Raw genomic sequence first — 19,537 nt, 5'->3', positions numbered from 1 at the left:
GAGACGAAGAGCTGCTGAGATGACATCGACCGGGAGAGTGGGGCGGAGACTGTGGCAGCTACAGTCGGGCATGCCCCATCGAAGGCGAGCCGCCCGATGACGGCCCTGCACGAGGAACCGGACCCCCCGGTGGACGACCTCGACCCGCGCTTCCGCGCCGGTGACGACGCGGCGCTGCGCGAGGCGTACGACAGGTACGGTCGGGCCGTGTTCCACCTGGCCACCTCCATGCTGGCCAACCGCGCCGACGCCGAGGACGTCACCCAGGCGACGTTCGTCGCCGCCTGGCTGGGCCGGGACACCTTCGACCCGGCCAAGGGATCGCTCATCGGCTGGCTGCTCGGCATCGGCCGGCGCAAGGTGATCGACCGGATGCGCGCCTCGGCGCGGGAGACCCGGGTGGTGGAGACGGTCCGGCAACTGCCGGAGCCGGCACCCGCCGACCCGGACCCGGACCGCGTGGTGGACCGGTTGGTGATCGCCGACGAGTTGGCTCGTCTCCCGGACGACCAGCGACGGATGCTGGAGCTGGCCTTCTACGACGACCTGACACACCAGCAGATAGCCACGGTGACAGGCGTGCCGTTGGGCACCGTGAAGAGCCACATCCGGCGCGGCATGGCGAGCTTGAAACGCAGATGGGAGGTGGACGGTGCAGCACCTGGACCACGAGCGGCTGGTCTTTCTGGCGCTCGGTGAGAGCGAGTCGGACAACGGGGAGAGCACCCACCTCGGCACCTGCGCGCTCTGCCGCGCGGAGGTGGCGACCCTGCGGCAGGTGGCCGGCCTCGGCACCGAGACGCAGGGTCTGGCCGACCTGCCCGACCCGCCGGAGCACGTCTGGCAGGGCATCACCGCCCAGGTCAGGGCGGCGGAGCCGTCGCCGGCCGAGATCCGTCCGCGGCACCTCCCCGGGCAGGCCGCCGGCACCCGGGCCGAGCAGACAAACGACCTGACGACCGCCCAGGCCACCTACCCGACCGCCCAGGCCATGGACCCGACAGCCCAGGCCACCGACCCGACCGCACGGTCCACCGGCCCGACCGCACCGGCCACCGGCACGACTGCGGAGTCCGGCGGCACGACGGGCGGGCCGGCCACCGGTTCGGTGGCCGAGCCGACTGTCACCCGGCTGGATTCGGCGCGCCGGTCCCGTCGGAGCGCCGGCTGGTCGCGCTGGGCGGCCACCGCGGTGACCGCGGCAGCCGCCGCGGCGGTCGGTGTGCTGGGTACGGTCTCCGTGCTGCGGCCGGACGACCCGGCCCCCGCTCCGACGCCTGTGGTGGTGGCGAGCGCGCCGCTGGCGGCGTACGGGTCGACGCCTCCGGCGGCCAAGGGCGACGCCCGGGTTCTGCGGGACGGCCAACTACATCTGCACGTGGCGAATCTCCCGCGCGTCCCGGGGTACTACGAGGTCTGGCTGATCAATCCGACGACGATGGAGATGTTCTCGGTGGGCACCCTGGGTGGCGCTTCGGACGCGCTGCTGCCCCTGCCCCCGAATGTCGACCTCACCAGCTATTCGGTGGTCGACGTCTCCGCCGAGCGGTACGACAACAACACCCGCCACTCCGGCGACAGCCTGTTGAGGGGCACCCTGACGGGCTGATCGGCGGGCCGGTTCAGCTCCCCGGCCCGCCGATCAGCTCCCCACGAAAAAGAAGTGGCCGCCCCGATCGGGGGCGGCCACTGTCGTGTCGCAGGGTCACTTGCGCTTGCGGATCTCCTCGGCGGCCTGCGGGACGATCTTGAACAGGTCGCCCACCACGCCGAAGTCGGCCAGCTCGAAGATCGGCGCCTCGCCGTCCTTGTTGACCGCGACGATGGTCTTCGACGTCTGCATGCCGGCCCGGTGCTGGATGGCACCGGAGATGCCGAGCGCGACGTAGAGCTGCGGGGAGACCGTCTTGCCGGTCTGGCCCACCTGGAACTGGTGCGGGTAGAAGCCGGAGTCGACGGCCGCGCGGGACGCGCCGACAGCCCCGCCGAGCAGGTCGGCCAGCTCCTCGACCAGCTTGAAGTTGTCGGCGTTGCCGACGCCGCGACCACCGGAGACGACCACGCCGGCTTCGGTCAGCTCGGGCCGGGAGCCCTTCTGCTCGGCGACCCGCTCGACGACCCTGGCCAGCTTGTCGGCGTCGGTGACCGACACGGTGAGCTGCTCGATCGTCGGGGTGGCCGCCGCCGGGGTGGGGGTGACCGAGTTGGGCCGGACGGTGACCAACGGCAGGCCCTTGGTGACCTTGGACTTGACGATGGCGGAGCCGGCGAAGGCGATCTGGGTCGCGGTGCCGTCGGCGTCCAGGCCGACCACGTCGGTCAGGATGCCGTTGTCCAGCTTGACGGCGAGCCGGGCGGCGATCTCCTTGCCTTCCTGGGCGGAGGCCAGCAGGACGGCGACCGGCTGCACCCGCCGGACCAGCTCGGCCAGCACGGTGGCCTTGGGGGCCACCAGGTAGCCGTCGATCTCGTCACCCTCGGCGGCGTAGATCTTCTCCGCGCCGTACTCGCCCAGCTTGCCGCTCAGCGCCTCGGCGGCGCCAGTCCCGCCGAGCACCACCGCGCTGGGCGTGCCCAGCTCACGGGCGAGGGTGAGCATTTCCAGGGTGACCTTCTTGACGCCGAATTCCTTCGTGGCTTCGACGACGACGAGAACCTCAGACATGTCAGACCCCCCTCTCACACGAAATTCTCGGTGGCGAGGAACTCGACGAGCTTGACGCCGCCCTCGCCCTCATCAGTGATCTTGGCGCCGCCGGAGCGCGGAGGGCGCTTGCTGTGCTCGACGACGGCGCTCGTGGCGCCGTCGAAGCCCACCTCGGTGGGCGCGACGCCCAGGTCGGCCAGGGAGAACGTCTGCACCGGCTTCTTCTTGGCGGCCATGATGCCCTTGAAGGAGGGGTAGCGCGGCTCGTTGATGGTGTCCCAGACGGAGACCACGGCCGGGGTGGCGGCGGTGACGACCTCGTAGCCCTCCTCGGTCTGCCGCTCGACGGTGAGCGTGCTGCCGTCGACGGTGAGCTTGCGGGCGCCGGTGAGCGCCGCGACGCCCAGCCGCTCGGCGATCATGTGCGGCATGACCTGGACCCGGCCGTCGGTGGACTCCGCGCCGCAGATGACCAGGTCGGCGTTGAGCTGACCGAGGGCGGCGGCGAGCACCTTCGAGGTGGCGACGGCACAGGAACCGTGCAGGGCGTCGTCCAGCACGTGCACGGCCTTGTCCGGGCCCATGGAGAGCGCCTTGCGGATCGACTCGGTCGCCCGGTCCGGACCCATGGTCAGGATGGTGACCTCGCCGCCGTGCGCCTCCTTGATCTTCAGCGCCTCCTCGATGGCGTACTCGTCCATCTCGTTGATCACGTTGTTCGCCGAACCGCGGTCGACGGTGTTGTCGTCATTGCGCAGGTTGCGGTCCGCGCCCGAATCAGGCACCTGCTTGACGAGTACGACGATATTCATCGCGCTTCGACGACCCTCCTGTGTGGTGATGCGATTCGCTCGCCCGGTCTGGGGCGCAGCGTCGCGCGTCGGTCGACGCCAGGTCAACCGCGGGCTGCTGTGCAGTTGCCCACGACGCAATGTTACCTGCCGGTAGCTTGCGCTCCCCGGGGCACTCAGAGTGACACAGCTCACCGACGGGCAGACGGTCAGGCCGGGTCGGCCAACGCACCCCGGATCTGGTCGATGGCCGCCGCCTCGGCGGGCGCCACCCCGGCGTGCGCCCGGGCCACCCGGTCCGCCGCACCCAACACCACCGAGCGGTACGCGTCCACGTCCCCCGGTGACTTGTCCCGCAGGATCCGCACCGCGTGCCGCAGCGCCGGCAACACCACCGACTCGATCTCCAACTGCGAGTCCCGGGGAAGCCGCGGCAGCGGACCGGTGGTGAGCGCTTCCTTGACCGTCCCGCTGGCGTCGGAGAGCGCGTTGGACGCGGCGAGGCTCTCCCGGATCACCCCCAGCACCCCCGGGTCGGCGTTGGAGACGAGGAAGACGGCACCGAAGGCACCGGTCTTGAGCGTCAACCGCTCCTCGTCCGTCAACCGCTGTTCCATGATCACGGAGTGTAGACGTACGGGGTGGTGGTGGTGACCGCGACGAGGCCGAGCCGCTGGAGGATCGGCCGGCTGTCCTCGGAACAGTCGACCTGCATGAGCGTCCGGCCTCGCTGGTCGGCCAGCCGCGCCCGGTAGTTGACGAGCGCCCGGTAGATGCCCCGATGCCGCCACTGCGGCAGGGTCGAGCCGCCCCACAGGGTGGCGAAGCCGGTGTTCGCCGGGAACCGCACCCAGCCGGCGCTCACCACCGTCTCGTCCGTCTCGGCCACCACGACGGTGATCGAGTTCGGGTCGGCGTCGATCTCCTTGGCCAGGCCCGTGACGAGATGCGAGCGGTCCTCCTGCCAGACCTCCGCCTCCATGGCGGCGATCCGCTCCAGGTCCGCGCGCGAGGTCACCTCACGCAGGCGTACCCCCTCGGGGGTGACCGGCAGCGCGGCGGCCAGCGGGGCGACCGGCCCGACCACGACGGTCTCCCGGTCCTCCGGCACGAAGCCGGCGGCGCGCAGCCGGTCCGCCAGGTCCGCCGGTTCGTCGTGCTCGTTGAGCTTCCACTCGACCGACTGGCCGCGCTCGCGGAACAGGGCCACCTGCCGGGCGATCAGCTCGTCCAGCGCGTCCCCGGTGAGTCCACCCAGGTCGCGGTAGGTGAGGAAGCCGCCGGCGTCGAGCCCGACGATGCGCACCAACGGCCCGTCCCGCTCCACCGTCACGCCGGCCGGGACCGGGTCGGGGATCTCCGGGCGGAGTTGGTTGTCGTAGGCGGCGCGCAGCGTCATTACGTCGAGATCAGTCACCGAGTCAGGCTAAGCGGGATGGGAAGCGGATAATCTCCGACCGTGTGGGCGGCGATCAGGCGATGGTTCGACCCGGCGGAGCTGGGCACGGTCGGTGAGCAGCCCGACTACCGCTTCTCGCTGGCCAACGAACGGACCTTCCTCGCCTGGCTGCGCACCGGGTTGGCGCTGGTCGGCGGCGGGTTGGCCGCCGCGCAGTTCCTGCCGCCCCTGCCGATGAGCCACCTGCGGGAGGCGATCGCCGTCGCGCTGCTCCTGCTCGGCGGTGCCGTCGCGATCCGGGCCGTGGACCACTGGGCGCGTACCGAGCGGGCCATCCGGCTCGGTGAGGGGCTGCCCGCGTCCCGGTTTCCCGCCATCCTGGCCCTGGCCGTGGGCGCCGGCGCGGTGCTGCTGGTGATCGCCGTGCTGCTCCGAGCGGTCGGCGGGCGGTGAACACCGGACACGACGCCGGGCTGCAACCGGAACGCACCCGGCTGGCCTGGCGACGCACCCTGCTCACGCTGACCGTGGTGACCGCGCTCGCCGTCCGGCTGGCGTCGAGTGGCGGCCCGTTCGGAGCAGTGGTCGCCGGTGCGGCCGTCCTGGTCTGGGGCGGCGTGCTCGTGCTCTGCTGGCCCCGGAGCACCGGCACCGGGGCGGCCCGCACCGGCGGCCGGACGTTGCCGCTTGTCGCGTTGGCCACCGTCGGGCTCGCGTTGCTCGGCGTGTTGGTGACCGTTCGCGGACTGTGGTGACGCGACGCGGTGCGCCATGATGGGTGCATGGCCCGGCTGTACGTTCTCCTCTTCCTGGTGCAGATTGTCCTCGCCGTCTGCGCGCTGATCAGTTGCCTCTCCGCCGAGGAGGGTCAGATCCGCGCTCTGCCCCGGATCGCCTGGGTGCTGATCATCCTGTTCTTCCCCCTGGTCGGGTCGATCGCCTGGTTCGTCGCCGGACGGGAGCCCGCGGCCCGCGGGGCGCGGCCCGTCGGCGGTGGTTCCACGGAACGGCAGCCGCGTCGCCCGCTCGCTCCCGACGACGACCCGGAGTTCCTCCGCTCGGTGCAGGACCGCTCCCGCCAGCAGGACCAGGAAATCTTCCGCCGCTGGGAGGAGGACCTGCGCCGGCGTGAGGACGACCTGCGCCGCCGCGACGGTGAGCCACCCCGTGAGGGTGACCGGCCGGAGGTGTGAACACCAGCCCGGCCGCGCCGGTGCCGGCGGGCGGCACAATCGGCGGAGTGCAGATCAGCCTGCTCGGCCCGTTGCAGGTACAGGTCGATCCGACGACGACGATCGAGATCCACGGGGCGCGGCTGCGCCGGCTGCTGATCCTGCTCGCCCTGGTGCCCGGCCGGGTGGTCAGCGTCGCGCACCTGGTCGACGCCCTCTGGGAGGACGACCCGCCGGCCGCCGCGGGTAACGCGCTCCAGGCGCTTGTCTCCCGGCTCCGCCGGGCCGTGCCGGGGCTCGGGGTCGACGCGCGTCCCGGTGGCTACCAGCTCACCCTCGACCCGCAGGCCGTCGACCTCCACCGGTTCGAGGCCACCGTGCTCGCCGGCCGGGCACTGCTGCCCGCCGACCCGGAAGCCGCCCGCAAGCTGCTCGACGAGGCGCTCGCGCTGTGGCGCGGGTCAGCGCTGGCCGACGTGGCCGACGCCTCGTTCGCCCGCGCCCCGCTGGCCCGGCTGGACGAGCTGCGGCTCACCGCCACCGAGGAGCTGATCGAGGCCCGTTCGGCGCTTGAGGAACCCGCACACCTGGTGCCCTGGCTGCGGGAGCTGGTCATTGCGTACCCGCTGCGGGAGCGGTTGGCCGGCCAGCTGATCCGCACCCTGCACCGGGCCGGCCGCTCCTCCGAGGCGCTCGCCGCGTACGAGCGGCTGCGCACCGACCTGGCCGAGACGCTCGGCGCCGACCCCGGGCCGGAACTGGCGGCCCTGCACCTGGCGGTGCTGCGCGGTGAGCGGGCCGACCCCGCAGCGTCCGACGTCGAGGCGGCGCCCCGCCCTGCGCCGTCGGCGGCGGCTCGCGCCCGGGGTGCCCTGCCGACGGCGTTGACCAGCTTCGTCGGCCGGGAAGCGGCCGTCGACCGGGTCGGGGCCCTGCTCGACCGGGCTCGGCTGGTCACCCTCACCGGGCCCGGGGGCGCCGGCAAGACCCGGCTCGCGATCGAGTCCGCCCGCGAGGTGGCGGCGCGGTTCCCGGACGGGGTCTGGCTCGTCGAGCTGGCCCCGGTGACCGACCCGGCCGAGGTGCCGCAGGCGCTGCTGGGCCCGCTCGGCCTTCGGGAGCAGGCGTTCTTCGCCGGCAGCCGGTCCCGGATCCCACCCGGGGAGGCCACCGAGCCGACCGTACGGGCCATCGACGCGTTGGCCAGCCGACGAGCGCTGCTGGTCCTGGACAACTGCGAACACCTGCTGGACGCCGCCGCCGAGTTGGCCGACCGCCTGCTCGCCGCCTGCCCGGACGTACGGGTGCTGGTCACCAGCCGGGAGCCGCTGGGCATCACCGGCGAGGCGCTGCACCCCGTCGAGTCACTGGAGCAGCCGCCCGTGGGCGCAGACCCGGTCACCGCGATGACGTACGCGTCGGTGCGGCTTTTCGCCGACCGGGCCGCCGCGGTGCGACAGGACTTCCAGGTGGACGACCGCACGGTCGGGCCGGTGGTGGGCATCTGCCGGTCGCTGGACGGCATGCCGCTCGCCATCGAGCTGGCCGCCGCCCGGCTGCGCGCCATGACGGCCGAGCAGGTCGCGACCCGGCTCGACGACAGGTTCCGGCTGCTCACCGGCGGCAGCCGGACGGCGTTGCCCCGCCACCAGACGCTGCGCGCGGTGGTGGACTGGAGCTGGGACCTGCTCGACGATGCCGACCGGGCGCTGTGGCGGCGACTTGCCGTCTTCACCGGCGGCGCGACGGCGGACGCCGTGGAGCGGGTCTGCGGCGGCGGCGAACTGGCCGCGCCCGAGGTCCTCGACCGGCTCTTCGCCCTGGTGGAGAAGTCACTGGTGATCGTCAGCGATGCCGGCGAACCGCGCTACCAGATGCTGGAGACGATCCGGGAGTACGGGCTCGACCGACTGGGCGAGGCGGGTGAGGAGCAGCGGGTCCGGCGGGCGCACGCCGACGAGTTCCTCCAGCTCGCCGAGCGGGCCGACCGGGAGCTGCGCGGTCGGGACCAGTTGCGCTGGGTCCGGTCGCTGCGCGCGGAGCACGACAATCTGCACGGTGCCCTGCGCTGGGCGATCGGAGCCGACGAGGTCACCCGGGCGGTCCGGTTGACAGGTGCGCTCGGGTGGTACTGGTGGTCGCGCGGCAACCGACTGGAGGGCGCGGACCTCGCCCGGGAGGTGCTGGCGTTGGCCGAAGGGTCCGTCGGGCGGCCGGGCGGGGACGACGGTGCACCGACCGCGACCGCGTTGGCGACCGCGTACCTCGCCGGGGCGTTGAACACCCTCAGTGCCCACGCCGACTTCGACACGGCCCAGGTCTGGATGCGCCGGGTGGTGGCGCTGGTCGACGGCGGCGCCGATTCTCCCCTGCTGCGCATGGCCGGAGCGATGACCCTGATGTTCGATCCGGCCACGCAGGTGCAGGGGCTGGCCGCGTTGCGGCGGCTCTTCACCGACGAGGACCCGTGGGTGGCCGGGGCGGCCCGCATGATGCACGGGCACACCCGGCTCAATCTGGGCACGCCGGCCGAGGGCGCGGCCGACGACTTCCGGGCCGCGTTGGAGCTGTTCAGCGGCGTCGGGGACCGGTGGGGTCTGTCCACCACGCGCTTCTCGCTGGCCGAGCTGGCCGGTCGAACCGGTGATCGGGACTTCGCCATCGACCAGCTCCGCGCCGCCCTGGGCGACATCGAGGAGTTGGGCGCCGCCGAGGATGTGCCGCAGATGCGGTCCCGGCTGGCGCAGTTGTACTGGCAGGTGGGCGAGCACGAGCTGGCCCGCACGCTGCTCACCGAGGCGCAGCAGGAGGCCGAACGGCTGGGCGCGGACGAACCGCGGGCCGGCGTCGCCGCCGTCTGGGCGGAGCTGCTGCGCGACTGCGGCGACTGGGAGCAGGCGGCCCGCTGGGCGGATCGGGCGGCGGACCTGGTCCGGCGGCGGAGCATCGCGCCGCAGTGGAGTGCCATGCTGGCCACCTCGCTCGGGCACGTCGCCGCCGCGCAGGGGGAGCTGGCGGTCGCCCGTACCCACCTCGATGAGGCCCTGGAGCTGGCGCTCGCCTCCGGCGACGCGCCGGTGGTCGCGATCACGCTTGTCGGTTACGCCGACCTCGCCCTGCGCAGCGGGCGGGCGGGCGTGGCGGCCACCGTGCTCGGCGCGGCCGACGGGGTACGCGGCGGCGACGACCACGGCGCGCTGGACGCGATCCGGGTGGCGCTGGCCGCCCGCTCGGCGCTCGGCGAGTCGGAGTTCGCCGAGGCGTACGCGGGCGGCCGGCGCATCCGGTCGGACGGGGTGCCGGAGCTGCTGCGGGTCACACTCGACCCTTGAGACCGCGCACCGCCAACGGCGCGAAGATCACCGCGATGCCGGCACCCCAGAGCAGCGTCTGGAGGACCGGACCGGCCACCGGGCCGCTGACCAGGAGCCCGCGCAGCGCGTCGGCCACCACCGTCACCGGGTTGACCTCCACCCAGCTCTGCAACCAACCCGGCATCCGGTCGGTGGGTACGAAGATGTTGCTGGTGAACGTCAGCGGGAAGATCACCATGAAGCCGAAGATCTGCACCTTGTCCGGCTCGCTCACCAGCACGCCGACCAGCACCGAGATCCACGACGCGGCCAGCGTGAACGCCAGCAGCAGCGCGAACGCCCCGACCACCCCGAGCAGCCCGTTGCCGACCCGGAAACCCAGGATCGACCCGACGCCCAGCAGCAGCGCGATCGACCAGGCCTGCTTGACGGTGTCGGCGAGGATCCGGCCGGCCAGTGGCGCCCACCGGGCGATGGGCAACGCCCGGAGACGGTCGAACACGCCCTTGGTGAGGTCGTTGTTCAACCCGAACCCGGTCGTCATCGTGGCGAACAGCGCGTTCTGCACCATGATGCCGGGCAGCATGAAGGTCAGGTACTCACCTGACGATCCGGCGATGGCGGTGCCGAACACGTAGGTGAACAGCAGCACGAACATCACCGGCTGGATGCTGAGGTCGAGCAGCTCCATCGGGTTGTGCTTGATCTGCACCAGGCTGCGCCACGCCAGCGTGAGGGTGTGGCGCAGCCCCGCGGCCGGGCTGAGCCGGCGAGCCGGCGCCAGCGGGGCGGGGAGGGTGGCGGCGGTCATGCCGGGGTCCTTTCCAGGTCGGTGTCGGCCGGCGAGTCCTCGGCCCGGTGGCCGGTGAGCGAGAGGAAGACCTCGTCCAGGCTGGCGCCGCGCAGCGCCAGCTCGGCGACCGCGATCTCGGCGGCGTCGAGGCGGCTGACCACCGCGGGCAGCACGCCCGGATCGTTCACGGCGACGGTGACCGCGCTCTGGGCCACCTCGGGGACCGCACCGGACACCTCGCCGACGATCGCGGTCACGATGCCCAGGTCGGTGCTGTCGGCCGGCCGCACGGTGAGGGTCTGACCGCCGGTCTTGGACTTCAGCTCCTCCGGCGTGCCCTGGGCGATCACCCGGCCGTGGTCGACGACGGCGATCTCACCCGCGAGCTGATCGGCCTCCTCCAGGTACTGGGTGGTGAGCAGCACCGTCACGCCGTCGGAGACCAGGGTGCGGACGATGTCCCACAGGTCGTTGCGGCTGCGCGGGTCCAGGCCGGTGGTCGGCTCGTCCAGGAAGAGCACCTGTGGCCGGCCGACCAGACTGGCGGCGAGGTCCAGCCGGCGGCGCATGCCACCGGAGAAGGTCTTGGCGGCCCGGTCGGCGGCGTCGCTGAGGTCGAAGTCGGCGAGGAGTTGGCGGGCGCGCTGTCGGGCGTCGGCCCTGCTCAGACCGAGCAGCCGACCGATCAGCAGCAGGTTCTCCGCGCCGGTCAGGGTCTCGTCGACCGAGGCGTACTGGCCGGTCAGACCGATCAACTGGCGCACCTGGTGCGCGTCGCGCACGACGTCGAAGCCACCCACCGTGGCGTGCCCCTCGTCGGCGGCCAGCAGGGTGGCGAGCACCCGCACGGCTGTGGTCTTGCCGGCGCCGTTGGGCCCGAGCAGACCGAAGACGGTCCCGGTCGGGACCTCCAGATCAACTCCGGCGAGGGCGGTGGTGGCGCCGAAACGGCGTACCAGTCCCTCCGCGCGGATCGCGTGGTCCATCGCAACTCCTGTCGTCGTCAGTGGTGACACCACTGTGGGCGACAGGGCTGACATCCCGCCGATCCCGCGCTGACGTTACGACGACGGGAGCCGATTTTCCGCTGATTTAGCTGCGGGAATACGCCGCGCCGCCGCCCGCGGACGGGCGACGGCGGCGGCGGGTGCGACTCAGGCCAGGTTCGACGACCGGGGGTACGCGTCGGTCGGGTCGGTGAGAACGTTCACCAGGTACGGCACTCCGGCGTCGAACGCCCGTTGCAGGGCCGGGCCCAGGTCGGCCGCCTTGGCGACCGTCTCCCCCGCCCCACCGAGCGCGCTGACCACCGTGTCGTAGCGCAACTCCGGTTGGAGGTCGGCGGCCACGTCGTAGCCGTACATGGCCTGCATCGGGTGCTTCTCCAGCCCCCAGATGCCGTTGTTGCCGACGACGATCACCACCGGCAGCTTCTGTCGGACCAGCGACTCGACGTCCATCAGCGAGAAGCCGGCGGCGCCGTCACCCATCAGCACGCAGATCTGCCGGTCCGGGTGGCTGACCCGGGCACCCATCGCGTAGCCCATGCCGGTGCCCAGGCAGCCGTACGGGCCCGGGTCCAGCCAGGTGCCGGGCTGGGCGGGCTCCAGGTAACGCCCGGCGTACGACACGAAGTCGCCGCCGTCGCCGATGGTGATCGCGTCCGGGTCCAGCACCCGACGCAACTCGCCGTAGATCCGGGCGGGGCGGATCGGGTCGGTCTCGGCGGCCATCTCGGCGGCGTCCCGGGCCTTCGCCGCGTCCTCGGCCACGCGCAGGTCGGCGATCCAGTCGGTGTGGTCGGCCCGGTCACCGGAGTGGTCGGCCAGCGCCGACAGGATCAGGCGCAGGTCACCGGCGGGGGCGACGGCCGGCTGCACGTGCGTCGCCCGCTGGCTGGGCGCGTCGACGATGTGCACCACCTTGGCGTCGCCGAAGTCGCCGAAGCTGAGCCGGAAGTCCAGTGGGGTGCCGACCACCACGACCACGTCGGCACCGGAGAGCGCGGCCCGACGGGCCTTGGCGAACGCGAGCGGGTGCGTCGGCGGGAGGGAGCCGCGGCCCATGCCGTTCGTGAAGACCGGCACCTGCAACGCCTCGGCCGCCTCGCGCAGCGCGGCGACCGCGTCGCCCGCGTACACGTCGGAGCCGGCGATGATGACGGGTCGCTGCGCACCGGCGATGAGCAGCGCGGCGCGGCCGACCTCCTCCGGGTCCGGCACGACCGGGTCGACGCCGGCGACGCCGGGCAGGTCGACCTCGGCGACCGAGAAGACCGTCTCCAGCGGGAAGTCGAGGAAGGCCGGGCCACGGTGCGGGGTGAGCGCGGCGGTGAGCGCGGCGCCCACCGCACGCGGGATGTCGTCGGTGCTGAACACCGTCTCGGCGTGCTTGGTGACCGGGGTGACGAGCGGCAGGTGGTCCATCTCCTGGAGGCTGCCGGAGCCCCAGCGGAACGCGGGCGCGCGCCCGCCGAGCACCAGCACCGGGGAGGCGTTGAAGAACGCGCTCGTCATGCCGGAGATGCCGTTCGTGACACCGGGGCCGGCGGTGAGCACCGCGAGACCGGGCCGGCGCTGCAACTTGGCCACCGCCTCGGCGGCGAACACAGCGGACTGCTCGTGCCGGACGTCGTAGATCGGGAAGTCGGTCTTGTACGCGGCATCGTAGAGCGGGAAGACGTGCCCGCCGGAGAGTGTGAACATCTCCCGTACGCCGTGCGCGCGTAGGGCCGCGAGCGCCAACTCGCCGCCGTGACCCTCGATCCGCTCCGTCATGTCGCTCCCATCGTCCGTGGCCGGGATCACAGGTTACCGGCCAGTCACTTGACCGTCCGACGGTGGTCCCGGCCGGTGGACGCTACCGAGGTCAGGGGCAGTTGGAGGGTGGACCGGCGGGTCAGCGACCGGTGAAGTCCGGCTTGCGCTTCTCGACGAACGCCGTCATGCCCTCGCGCCTGTCGTCGGTGGCGAACAGCGCCGCGAAGAGTTGACTCTCCCAGGCCAGACCCGAGTTCAGGTCCATGTCCAGACCGCCGTCGACCGCCAGCTTCGCCGCGCGCAGCGCCTGCGCCGGCCCGGTCAGGTACGGAGTGATCAGTTCCACGGCCGTGTCGTACACGTCGGCGGCCGGGACGACCCGGTCGGCCAGGCCGATCCGCAGCGCCTCCGGCGCGTCCACCATCCGCCCCGACATGATCAGATCCTTGGCTCGGGCCGGGCCGATCAGGCGGGCCAGTCGTTGGGTGCCGCCCGCGCCGGGGATGATGCCCAGCCTGATCTCAGGCTGGCCGAGCTTGGCGTCCTCGGCGACCACCCGCCAGTCGCAGGCCAACGCCAGCTCACAGCCGCCACCGAGGGCGTACCCGGTGATCGCGGCGACCACCGGCTTGGGGATCCGGGCGATCGCGCCGAGCGCGCTGGACAGGTTCGCGGCCCGATCAGCCATGTCCACGTAGGACATCTCGGCCATCTGCTTGATGTCGGCGCCGGCGGCGAAGACCTTCTCGCCGCCGTACACGATGACGGCGCGGACCTCGGGGTCGGCGCCGGCCGCCGTGGCGGCGGCGCGCAACTCCTCCTGCACCTGGGTGTTGAGCGCGTTCATCGGCGGCCGCTCCAGCCGGATCGTGCCGATGCCGTCCCTGGTCTCCAGCCGAACGAACTCGCCCACGCTGCCCTCACTTCCTCGTCGAAGTCGCGTGCCAACCTTACGACCCGGCTCGTTTGGGTAAGTAGTGTGGTGTCAGCCCCGCGGGCGGGAGTCCAGCCATGACGACGTATTACGACGACAGGTCGGTGCAGGTCACCTCCACCACCTTCCGAGCCGACGGTCGCAGCTACGCGCTCGCCGACATCACCATGATCTGGCACCGCCGCGGCAGCCGTTCCTGGCGCGTCCTGGTGGGGCGCGGCGCGATCGGCGCCGCCCTGGCCGGTCCGCTGATCGCGGCGGTGCTCGGCATCGGCGTGGCCGTGTGGCTGCACCGCTCACCCACCGTGACGATCGCGATCGTCGGCGCGTCGGTGCTGATCGGGCTGGCCGTCGGGCCGGTCGCCGACTTCCTCTTCGAGCACCTGGACCGCTCGTACGCCCGGGGCAGCCGTCAACTGGAGATCTGGGCCCGCTGGCGCGGCCAGCCGGTGCGGTTGCTGCGCACCGGCGACGCGTTGCGCTTCGGTCAGATCTACCGGGCGGTGCAGCGGGCGGTCGAACACAGCCAACCGGCCCGCCCCGCCAGCCGTCGATAGGGCCCCCGCTCAGAACCGGTTCGACGCGGACGGCGAGTGCCCAAGATCTGAGCGAACCTCACGCACCGGAGGCGGATGTTGCCTGTCGGTGGTTAGGCTTAGTGATGACCCTCTATTACCGGGACGACGCGGTGCAGGTGACCTCCGAGTCGATCCGGGCGGGTGGTCACGTGATCGCCCTGCCCGACGTGACGTTCGTCTGGCACGCGCGGGGGCAGAAGACCCTCGCCGTCCGGGGCCGTGTGCTGGGGCGCGGTGTCCTGGTGCTGCTGCTCTCGCTGCCGCCGTTGGTCGCCGTGGTCTGCGTGCTGTCACTGGCGTGGTCCGCTCAGGACCGGGGCAACTGGCAGCTGGCGCTGATCATCCTCGCCGCCTGCGCGGTCGGGGCGCTGGTGGCGCTGCCGTTCCTGGAGATCCCCCTCGGCTGGCTGGACCGCTCCTACGAACGGGGCAGTCACGTGCACGAGCTGTGGGTGCAGCACCACGGCCGGGAGGACCTGCTGGTGCGCACCCCGGACGCGCTACGGTTCGGGCAGATCTACCGGGCCGTGCAGCGCGCCGTCGAACAGCAGGGGGACCATCGATGACCACCCGCCGCGGTGAGGCCGTCGCCCTGGCCGGCCTGCTCGCCGCGGCCGGCGTCACCCACCTGGTACGCCCCGGCGTCTACGACCCGATCGTGCCGCGCGCGTTGCCCGGCCCGGCCCGGTTCTGGACGTACGCCAGCGGAGTGGCCGAACTCGCGGTGGCGGCGGCGGTCGCGAACCCGGCCACCCGTCGGGCCGGCGGTCGGGCCGCCGCCGCGCTCTTCGTCGCCGTCCTGCCGGCGAACGTGAAGATGGCAGTGGACTGGCGGCGCCGACGCCCGACGAAGCGGGCCATCGCGTACGGCCGGGTGCCGTTGCAGGCGCCGCTGATCTGGTGGGCGCTGCGGGTGGCCCGCGCCGACACCGCCGCCCGGCACTCACGCTGACCGGCGCCGTCGGGCGGTTGTGGCACGGCCGACGCACACTTGACCCCATGGCGATCCCCCTCCCCACCCCGGCCGCCGTCGTCGGTCTGACCCGCTCCGCTCTCGACCAGGCGCTCGGCTCGGCCGCCTCGATGGCCGCCGTGCCCACCCGCGCGTTCGCGGTGCTGGACGGGGTGGAGGCGCTGCTGGCCCGGATCAACGGCGTGGTGGACCGGATCGAGACGACCCTGGACCGCACCGATCAGGTGCTCACCGACGCCGAGGCGGCTGTCCGCGAGGTGGCCGTCATCAGCGCCGCCGCGACCACCGCCATCGACACCGCCACCGAGGTGGCCGCTGCCGCCGCCGTGGTGGTCGCCGAGGCCGACCGGGTGTCCCGATCGGCCGACACGGTGGTCGCCGAGGCCGACCGGGTGGCCGGCCGGGCCGCCGCCACCGTGGGCACCGCTGCGGAGGCCGCCGCCACGGCGGCCGAGCTGCTGGCGGCGTACGAGCCGGCGCTGCGCCGGGCCGCGCCGATGACCGCGAAGTTCGTCGAGGAGCTGAGCCACGAGGAGATCACCGCGGCGATCCACCTGATCGACGAGCTGCCCAAGCTCAGGGAGCACCTGACGGCCGACATCCTGCCGATCCTGGCCACCCTGGACCGGGTCGGGCCCGACCTGCACGACCTGCTCGACGTGACCCGCGACCTCAAGCTCGCCGTGGCCGGCATTCCCGGGCTGGGCATGCTGCGTCGGCGCGGCGAGAAGCTCGCCGACGAGCCGGCCGGCTGAGCCCACACCCGCGCCCGTGCGGAGGATCAACAGTCGCAGGTGATCGTCGCGGTTGGCGCGGTCAGGTCGTCGACCGGACGTCGGGTCAACCCGGTCTCCGTCACCACCGGCAGCCCTTCCCGCACCCAGTACTCGAACCCGCCGAGCATCTCCTTCACCGGATGACCGAGCCGGGCGAACTCCAGCGCCGCCCGGGTCGCGCCGTTGCAGCCCGGTCCCCAGCAATACGTCACCACCGCCGAGCCTGGCGGGATCAGGCCCGCTGCCCGGCTCGCGATCTCGGCGGTGGGCAGGTGCACCGCGCCGGGGAGGTGCCCCTGCGCCCAGGCGGCCGCGCCCCGGGAGTCGACCACCACCAGGCCCGGGGTACGGGCCGACAGGTCGGCGTGCACATCACTGACGTCGGTCTCGACGCTGAGCCGATTGTGGAAGTAGGCGGCGGCGGTGGCCGGATCGGCCGGCGAAACGGCGAAGGTGAAGGTCATGCACCGATCCTGGCGGTCGGTCCATCGCCAGACGAGTGGCGGAAAAGACGTTCTGCGCTAACATCCCGCCATGCCGATCCCGGCCACGACAACCGGCCCGCGCCCGCTACCAGCGCCCCGACGACAGGCGGCCGCCCACCGCGTCGCCGTGCTCGCGTACCCGGGGATGTCGGTGTTCGAGACCGGCATCGTCACCGAGGTGTTCGGGTTGCCCCGACCCGAATTCGACGTCGACTGGTACGACCTGGTGCTCTGCGCCGAGCAGCCGGGGCCGGTGCCGGTGGTCGGCGGGGCCAGCCTGCACACCCCGTACGGGTTGGCCGAGCTGGCGGCGGCGCGGACGGTGATCGTGCCCGGCGTACCGGACGTGACCGCTGACCCGTCGCCTGAACTGATCACCGCGCTCCGCCAGGCGCACCGGCGCGGTGCCCGGCTCATGTCGATCTGCTCGGGCGCGTTTGCCCTGGCCGGGGCGGGGCTGCTGGACGGTAGGCGGGCCACCACCCACTGGCGGTATGCGGAGCTGCTCGCACGTCGTTATCCGCGGGTCGAGGTGGACCCAGACGTGCTCTACCTCGATGACGGTGACCTGCTCACCAGTGCCGGCAGCGCGGCTGGGCTGGACCTCTGTGTGCACGTGATCCGGCGCGACCATGGCGCGACGATCGCCAACGCGGTCGCCCGACGGCTGGTGATCCCCCCGCACCGCGACGGCGGGCAGGCCCAGTTCGTCGAGGCACCGGTACCCGCCGACCCGGACGACGACCGCATCGCGGGCAGCATCGACTGGGCCCTCGCCCATCTCGCCGAGCCGCTGAGCGTGGCCCAGCTCGCCGGGCGGGCGCACATGTCGTCCCGCACCTACCTGCGACACTTCGCCCGGGCCACCGGGACCAGCCCGATCCGTTGGCTGATCGACAAACGGGTCCGCGCGAGCCTGACCCTGCTGGAGGAAACGGACGCCCCGGTCGAACAGGTCGCCCGCGCGGTGGGCTTCGACTCGCCGGTCACCTACCGCCACCACTTCGGCCGGGTCATGCTGACCTCGCCGTCGGCGTACCGGCGGGCCTTCCGCACGGGCGCGGATCAGCGGACGTAACCGCCGACACGCTCAGGCCGTCGCGGTCAGGCCGGCGCGTACAGCTCGTCGATCTCGGCGCGTTGCGGTAGCGCCACCGAGGCACCGAGCTTGCGGACGCAGGCCGCGCCCGCCGCCGACGCCCAGCGCACCGCGTCGACCAGGTCGCGTCCCTCGCCCCAGCCGACGGCCAGCGCGGCGGTGAACGCGTCGCCCGCGGCGGTGGAGTCGACCACGTCGACACGTACCGCCGGCACGTGCACGTCGGTGCCGTCCCGGTCGACGTACCGGGCGCCCTCGCCGCCGAGAGTGAGCACGGCCCGGGGGGTCAGGCCGAGCAGCGCCCGGGGGTCCTCCCGGCCTCGGCCGGTGAGCGTCTGCGCCTCGCCCTCGTTGACGACCAGGACGTCCACGGCGGCGAGCAGCTCGGGTGGGAGGTCCCGGGCCGGGGCGGCGTTCAGGATGACCCGGGTGCCGGCGGCGCGGGCGGCCACCGCGGCGGCCGTCACGGTCTGCACCGGGATCTCCAGTTGGGCGATCAGGACGTCCGCCGCGCGTACCGTGGCCAGCTCTCCTCGGTGAGGCCGACAAGCGCGTCGTTGGCGCCGGGAGTCACCATGATGGCGTTCTCACCCTGCGCGTTGACCATGACCAGCGCGACCCCCGAGGTGCCGTAGACCACGCGCAGTTGGCTGGTGTCCACCCCGGCGGCGGTGATCCGGGCCCGCAGGGTGACACCGAAGGCGTCCGAGCCGATCGCGCCGAGGAAGGCGCAGGAGGCGCCGGCCCGGACCGCGGCGACGGCCTGGTTGGCGCCCTTGCCGCCGGGCACCATCACGAAGTCGGTGCCGAGCGTGGTCTCACCCACCCGCGGCAGCGCGGGCGCCATCGCGACCAGGTCCATGTTGGCGCTGCCCACCACGGCAACCCGGGTCTGCGGCACTGTCGTCTCCGCCCTGTCGTGGCGCTCAGGCGGCCCGCGCGGTGTAACGGTCGCCCGACCGCTCGACCACGAGCGGCAGACCGAACGTCTTGGAGAGGTTGTCACCCGTCAACGTCTCGGCGAGCAGACCCTGGGCGACCACCCCGCCCTCGCGCAGCAGCAACGCGTGGGTGAACCCCGGTGGAATCTCCTCCACGTGGTGGGTGACAAGCACCATCGCCGGGGCATCCGGGTCGTACGCCAGCTCGGCCAGTCGGGCGACCAGGTCCTCCCGACCGCCCAGGTCGAGCCCGGCGGCGGGCTCGTCGAGCAGCAGCAGCTCCGGGTCGGTCATCAGGGCACGGGCGATCTGCACCCGCTTGCGCTCACCCTCGGAGAGGGTGCCGTAGCGGCGCTCGGCGAGGCCACCGACGCCGAGCTGGCTCAGTAGTGCCCGCGCCCGCGCCTCGTCGGCCGGGTCGTAGTTCTCCCGCCAGCGGCCGACCACCGACCAGGCGGCGGTCACCACCACATCGGTGACCCGCTCGTCGGCGGGCAGCCGTTCGGCGAGCGCGGCGGTGGTGAGCCCGATCCGGGTACGCAGCTCGTTGACGTCGGTGCGACCGATCCGTTCGCCGAGCACGTGCGCGACACCCGTGGTGGGGTGCAGCCGGCCCGAGGCGAGGTTGAGCAGGGTCGTCTTGCCCGCGCCGTTGGAGCCGAGCACCACCCACCGCTCGTCCAACTCGACACGCCAGGTCAGGTCCTGCAGGAGGGCGGTGCCGGACCGGCGTACCCCGACGCCGTCCAGGCTGACCACCAGATCCGGGTCCACAGGCGCGGCGCCGGCAGCGCCATGGATCAGGTCACCAGTCACCACACCATCCAACCACGCAGCGCCGGGGCGCCCCCCACGGGCGGCGCCTCGGTCATAGGG

The 19,537-nt window shown here is 72.8% G+C and carries 21 protein-coding genes and 1 pseudogene; 11 read left to right on the top strand and 11 right to left on the bottom strand.

All coding sequences use genetic code 11. The features are described 5' to 3' along the window. The first annotated feature begins 96 nt into the window (after positions 1-96). Both ACGFH8_RS27835 and ACGFH8_RS27830 read left to right on the top strand, forming a co-directional pair. A complete protein-coding gene (locus ACGFH8_RS27835) occupies positions 97-699 on the top strand; it encodes an RNA polymerase sigma factor (RefSeq protein WP_393372676.1) in 603 nt (200 codons plus the stop codon). Beyond that, the gene (locus tag ACGFH8_RS27830) at positions 653-1,609 is read left to right on the top strand and encodes an anti-sigma factor (protein WP_393372674.1); all 957 of its coding nucleotides are present in this window, start codon (positions 653-655) and stop codon (positions 1,607-1,609) included. Before ACGFH8_RS27835 ends, ACGFH8_RS27830 begins: the two co-directional genes overlap by 47 nt. 96 nt (positions 1,610-1,705) lie before the next feature. On the opposite strand, the gene ACGFH8_RS27825 is transcribed toward ACGFH8_RS27830, so the two are convergent. From ACGFH8_RS27825 to ACGFH8_RS27810, 4 genes are all read right to left on the bottom strand, one after another. Continuing rightward, positions 1,706-2,665: an electron transfer flavoprotein subunit alpha/FixB family protein gene (locus ACGFH8_RS27825; RefSeq protein WP_393372672.1), complete on the bottom strand. Its 960-nt coding sequence runs from the start codon at positions 2,663-2,665 to the stop codon at positions 1,706-1,708. A 14-nt stretch (positions 2,666-2,679) separates the two neighbouring features. Next, positions 2,680-3,459, bottom strand: coding sequence for an electron transfer flavoprotein subunit beta/FixA family protein (locus ACGFH8_RS27820; RefSeq protein WP_393372670.1), 780 nt, complete (start codon positions 3,457-3,459; stop codon positions 2,680-2,682). Positions 3,460-3,647: 188 nt separating this feature from the next. Further along, positions 3,648-4,061 (bottom strand): hypothetical protein, encoded by a 414-nt coding sequence (locus tag ACGFH8_RS27815; protein ID WP_393372668.1) that lies wholly within the window; start codon positions 4,059-4,061, stop codon positions 3,648-3,650. Continuing rightward, on the bottom strand, positions 4,058-4,855 hold the full coding sequence (locus tag ACGFH8_RS27810; protein WP_393372666.1) for a GNAT family N-acetyltransferase: 798 nt from the start codon (positions 4,853-4,855) through the stop codon (positions 4,058-4,060). The genes ACGFH8_RS27815 and ACGFH8_RS27810 overlap by 4 nt, the downstream gene beginning before the upstream one ends. 42 nt (positions 4,856-4,897) lie before the next feature. Between ACGFH8_RS27810 and ACGFH8_RS27805 the strand changes: the two genes are divergently transcribed. From ACGFH8_RS27805 to ACGFH8_RS27790, 4 genes are read left to right on the top strand one after another with little or no spacing between them, the layout of a single operon-like run. Then, on the top strand, positions 4,898-5,290 hold the full coding sequence (locus ACGFH8_RS27805) for a YidH family protein (protein ID WP_393372663.1): 393 nt from the start codon (positions 4,898-4,900) through the stop codon (positions 5,288-5,290). After that, positions 5,287-5,592 (top strand): DUF202 domain-containing protein, encoded by a 306-nt coding sequence (locus tag ACGFH8_RS27800; RefSeq protein ID WP_393372660.1) that lies wholly within the window; start codon positions 5,287-5,289, stop codon positions 5,590-5,592. Before ACGFH8_RS27805 ends, ACGFH8_RS27800 begins: the two co-directional genes overlap by 4 nt. Positions 5,593-5,619: 27 nt before the next feature. Further along, on the top strand, positions 5,620-6,030 hold the full coding sequence (locus ACGFH8_RS27795) for a PLD nuclease N-terminal domain-containing protein (protein ID WP_393372657.1): 411 nt from the start codon (positions 5,620-5,622) through the stop codon (positions 6,028-6,030). Further along, positions 6,027-9,341, top strand: coding sequence for a BTAD domain-containing putative transcriptional regulator (locus ACGFH8_RS27790; protein ID WP_393372654.1), 3,315 nt, complete (start codon positions 6,027-6,029; stop codon positions 9,339-9,341). Before ACGFH8_RS27795 ends, ACGFH8_RS27790 begins: the two co-directional genes overlap by 4 nt. On the opposite strand, the gene ACGFH8_RS27785 is transcribed toward ACGFH8_RS27790, so the two are convergent. The 4 genes from ACGFH8_RS27785 to ACGFH8_RS27770 all read right to left on the bottom strand — a co-directional run bounded on the left by ACGFH8_RS27785 (position 9,325) and on the right by ACGFH8_RS27770 (position 13,788). After that, positions 9,325-10,134: an ABC transporter permease gene (locus ACGFH8_RS27785; protein ID WP_393372652.1), complete on the bottom strand. Its 810-nt coding sequence runs from the start codon at positions 10,132-10,134 to the stop codon at positions 9,325-9,327. The two genes, ACGFH8_RS27790 and ACGFH8_RS27785, sit on opposite strands and share 17 nt — an antisense overlap. Continuing rightward, the gene (locus tag ACGFH8_RS27780) at positions 10,131-11,102 is read right to left on the bottom strand and encodes an ATP-binding cassette domain-containing protein (RefSeq protein ID WP_393372650.1); all 972 of its coding nucleotides are present in this window, start codon (positions 11,100-11,102) and stop codon (positions 10,131-10,133) included. Before ACGFH8_RS27780 ends, ACGFH8_RS27785 begins: the two co-directional genes overlap by 4 nt. Before the next feature lie 168 nt (positions 11,103-11,270). Further along, a complete protein-coding gene (locus ACGFH8_RS27775) occupies positions 11,271-12,893 on the bottom strand; it encodes an acetolactate synthase (RefSeq protein ID WP_393372647.1) in 1,623 nt (540 codons plus the stop codon). A 121-nt stretch (positions 12,894-13,014) separates the two neighbouring features. Continuing rightward, positions 13,015-13,788, bottom strand: a complete 774-nt coding sequence (locus tag ACGFH8_RS27770) for an enoyl-CoA hydratase/isomerase family protein (RefSeq protein WP_393372645.1) — start codon at positions 13,786-13,788, stop codon at positions 13,015-13,017. A 98-nt stretch (positions 13,789-13,886) separates the two neighbouring features. Here ACGFH8_RS27770 and ACGFH8_RS27765 point away from each other — a divergent pair, with 98 nt between their 5' ends. The 4 genes from ACGFH8_RS27765 to ACGFH8_RS27750 all read left to right on the top strand — a co-directional run bounded on the left by ACGFH8_RS27765 (position 13,887) and on the right by ACGFH8_RS27750 (position 16,115). Beyond that, positions 13,887-14,366, top strand: a complete 480-nt coding sequence (locus ACGFH8_RS27765; protein WP_393372643.1) for a DUF6232 family protein — start codon at positions 13,887-13,889, stop codon at positions 14,364-14,366. Between the two features lie 104 nt (positions 14,367-14,470). Next, positions 14,471-14,953, top strand: coding sequence for a DUF6232 family protein (locus tag ACGFH8_RS27760; RefSeq protein ID WP_393372642.1), 483 nt, complete (start codon positions 14,471-14,473; stop codon positions 14,951-14,953). Then, the gene (locus tag ACGFH8_RS27755; RefSeq protein WP_393372639.1) at positions 14,950-15,339 is read left to right on the top strand and encodes a hypothetical protein; all 390 of its coding nucleotides are present in this window, start codon (positions 14,950-14,952) and stop codon (positions 15,337-15,339) included. Before ACGFH8_RS27760 ends, ACGFH8_RS27755 begins: the two co-directional genes overlap by 4 nt. Positions 15,340-15,386: 47 nt before the next feature. Further along, complete coding sequence (locus tag ACGFH8_RS27750; RefSeq protein WP_393372637.1) at positions 15,387-16,115, top strand: hypothetical protein; 729 nt, start codon at positions 15,387-15,389, stop codon at positions 16,113-16,115. Between the two features lie 26 nt (positions 16,116-16,141). Here ACGFH8_RS27750 and ACGFH8_RS27745 read toward each other — a convergent pair whose 3' ends face one another. Next, entirely contained in the window at positions 16,142-16,600 is a 459-nt protein-coding gene (locus tag ACGFH8_RS27745) for a rhodanese-like domain-containing protein (protein ID WP_393372634.1), read from the bottom strand. Positions 16,601-16,670: 70 nt separating this feature from the next. Between ACGFH8_RS27745 and ftrA the strand changes: the two genes are divergently transcribed. Continuing rightward, the gene (gene ftrA / locus ACGFH8_RS27740) at positions 16,671-17,699 is read left to right on the top strand and encodes a transcriptional regulator FtrA (RefSeq protein WP_393372631.1); all 1,029 of its coding nucleotides are present in this window, start codon (positions 16,671-16,673) and stop codon (positions 17,697-17,699) included. Positions 17,700-17,725: 26 nt separating this feature from the next. On the opposite strand, the pseudogene ACGFH8_RS27735 reads toward ftrA, so the two are convergent. Together ACGFH8_RS27735 and ACGFH8_RS27730 are read right to left on the bottom strand one after the other, a co-directional pair. Beyond that, positions 17,726-18,621: pseudogene (locus ACGFH8_RS27735) on the bottom strand (ribokinase). 25 nt (positions 18,622-18,646) lie between these two features. Next, positions 18,647-19,477, bottom strand: coding sequence for an ABC transporter ATP-binding protein (locus ACGFH8_RS27730; RefSeq protein ID WP_393372628.1), 831 nt, complete (start codon positions 19,475-19,477; stop codon positions 18,647-18,649). Positions 19,478-19,537 lie beyond the last annotated feature (60 nt).

It is taken from the genome of Micromonospora sp. NPDC049175 (genome assembly GCF_043197345.1).
In the GTDB taxonomy this organism is placed as follows: Bacteria; Actinomycetota; Actinomycetes; order Mycobacteriales; family Micromonosporaceae; genus Micromonospora.
The sequence above is the reverse complement of the archived record's forward strand: the minus strand, read 5'-3'. Positions and strand labels throughout refer to the sequence as shown.

Bases quoted from the DNA above. Each gene is read 5' to 3' on its own strand.
- ACGFH8_RS27835 (WP_393372676.1), top strand. From the start codon at position 97: ATGACGGCCCTGCACGAGGAACCGGACCCCCCGGTGGACGACCTCGAC.
- ACGFH8_RS27825 (WP_393372672.1), bottom strand. From the start codon at position 2,665: ATGTCTGAGGTTCTCGTCGTCGTCGAAGCCACGAAGGAATTCGGCGTC.
- ACGFH8_RS27820 (WP_393372670.1), bottom strand. From the start codon at position 3,459: ATGAATATCGTCGTACTCGTCAAGCAGGTGCCTGATTCGGGCGCGGAC.
- ACGFH8_RS27795 (WP_393372657.1), top strand. From the start codon at position 5,620: ATGGCCCGGCTGTACGTTCTCCTCTTCCTGGTGCAGATTGTCCTCGCC.
- ACGFH8_RS27785 (WP_393372652.1), bottom strand. From the start codon at position 10,134: ATGACCGCCGCCACCCTCCCCGCCCCGCTGGCGCCGGCTCGCCGGCTC.
- ACGFH8_RS27780 (WP_393372650.1), bottom strand. From the start codon at position 11,102: ATGGACCACGCGATCCGCGCGGAGGGACTGGTACGCCGTTTCGGCGCC.
- ACGFH8_RS27775 (WP_393372647.1), bottom strand. From the start codon at position 12,893: ATGACGGAGCGGATCGAGGGTCACGGCGGCGAGTTGGCGCTCGCGGCC.
- ACGFH8_RS27765 (WP_393372643.1), top strand. From the start codon at position 13,887: ATGACGACGTATTACGACGACAGGTCGGTGCAGGTCACCTCCACCACC.
- ACGFH8_RS27760 (WP_393372642.1), top strand. From the start codon at position 14,471: ATGACCCTCTATTACCGGGACGACGCGGTGCAGGTGACCTCCGAGTCG.
- ACGFH8_RS27755 (WP_393372639.1), top strand. From the start codon at position 14,950: ATGACCACCCGCCGCGGTGAGGCCGTCGCCCTGGCCGGCCTGCTCGCC.
- ACGFH8_RS27750 (WP_393372637.1), top strand. From the start codon at position 15,387: ATGGCGATCCCCCTCCCCACCCCGGCCGCCGTCGTCGGTCTGACCCGC.
- ACGFH8_RS27745 (WP_393372634.1), bottom strand. From the start codon at position 16,600: ATGACCTTCACCTTCGCCGTTTCGCCGGCCGATCCGGCCACCGCCGCC.
- ftrA (WP_393372631.1), top strand. From the start codon at position 16,671: ATGCCGATCCCGGCCACGACAACCGGCCCGCGCCCGCTACCAGCGCCC.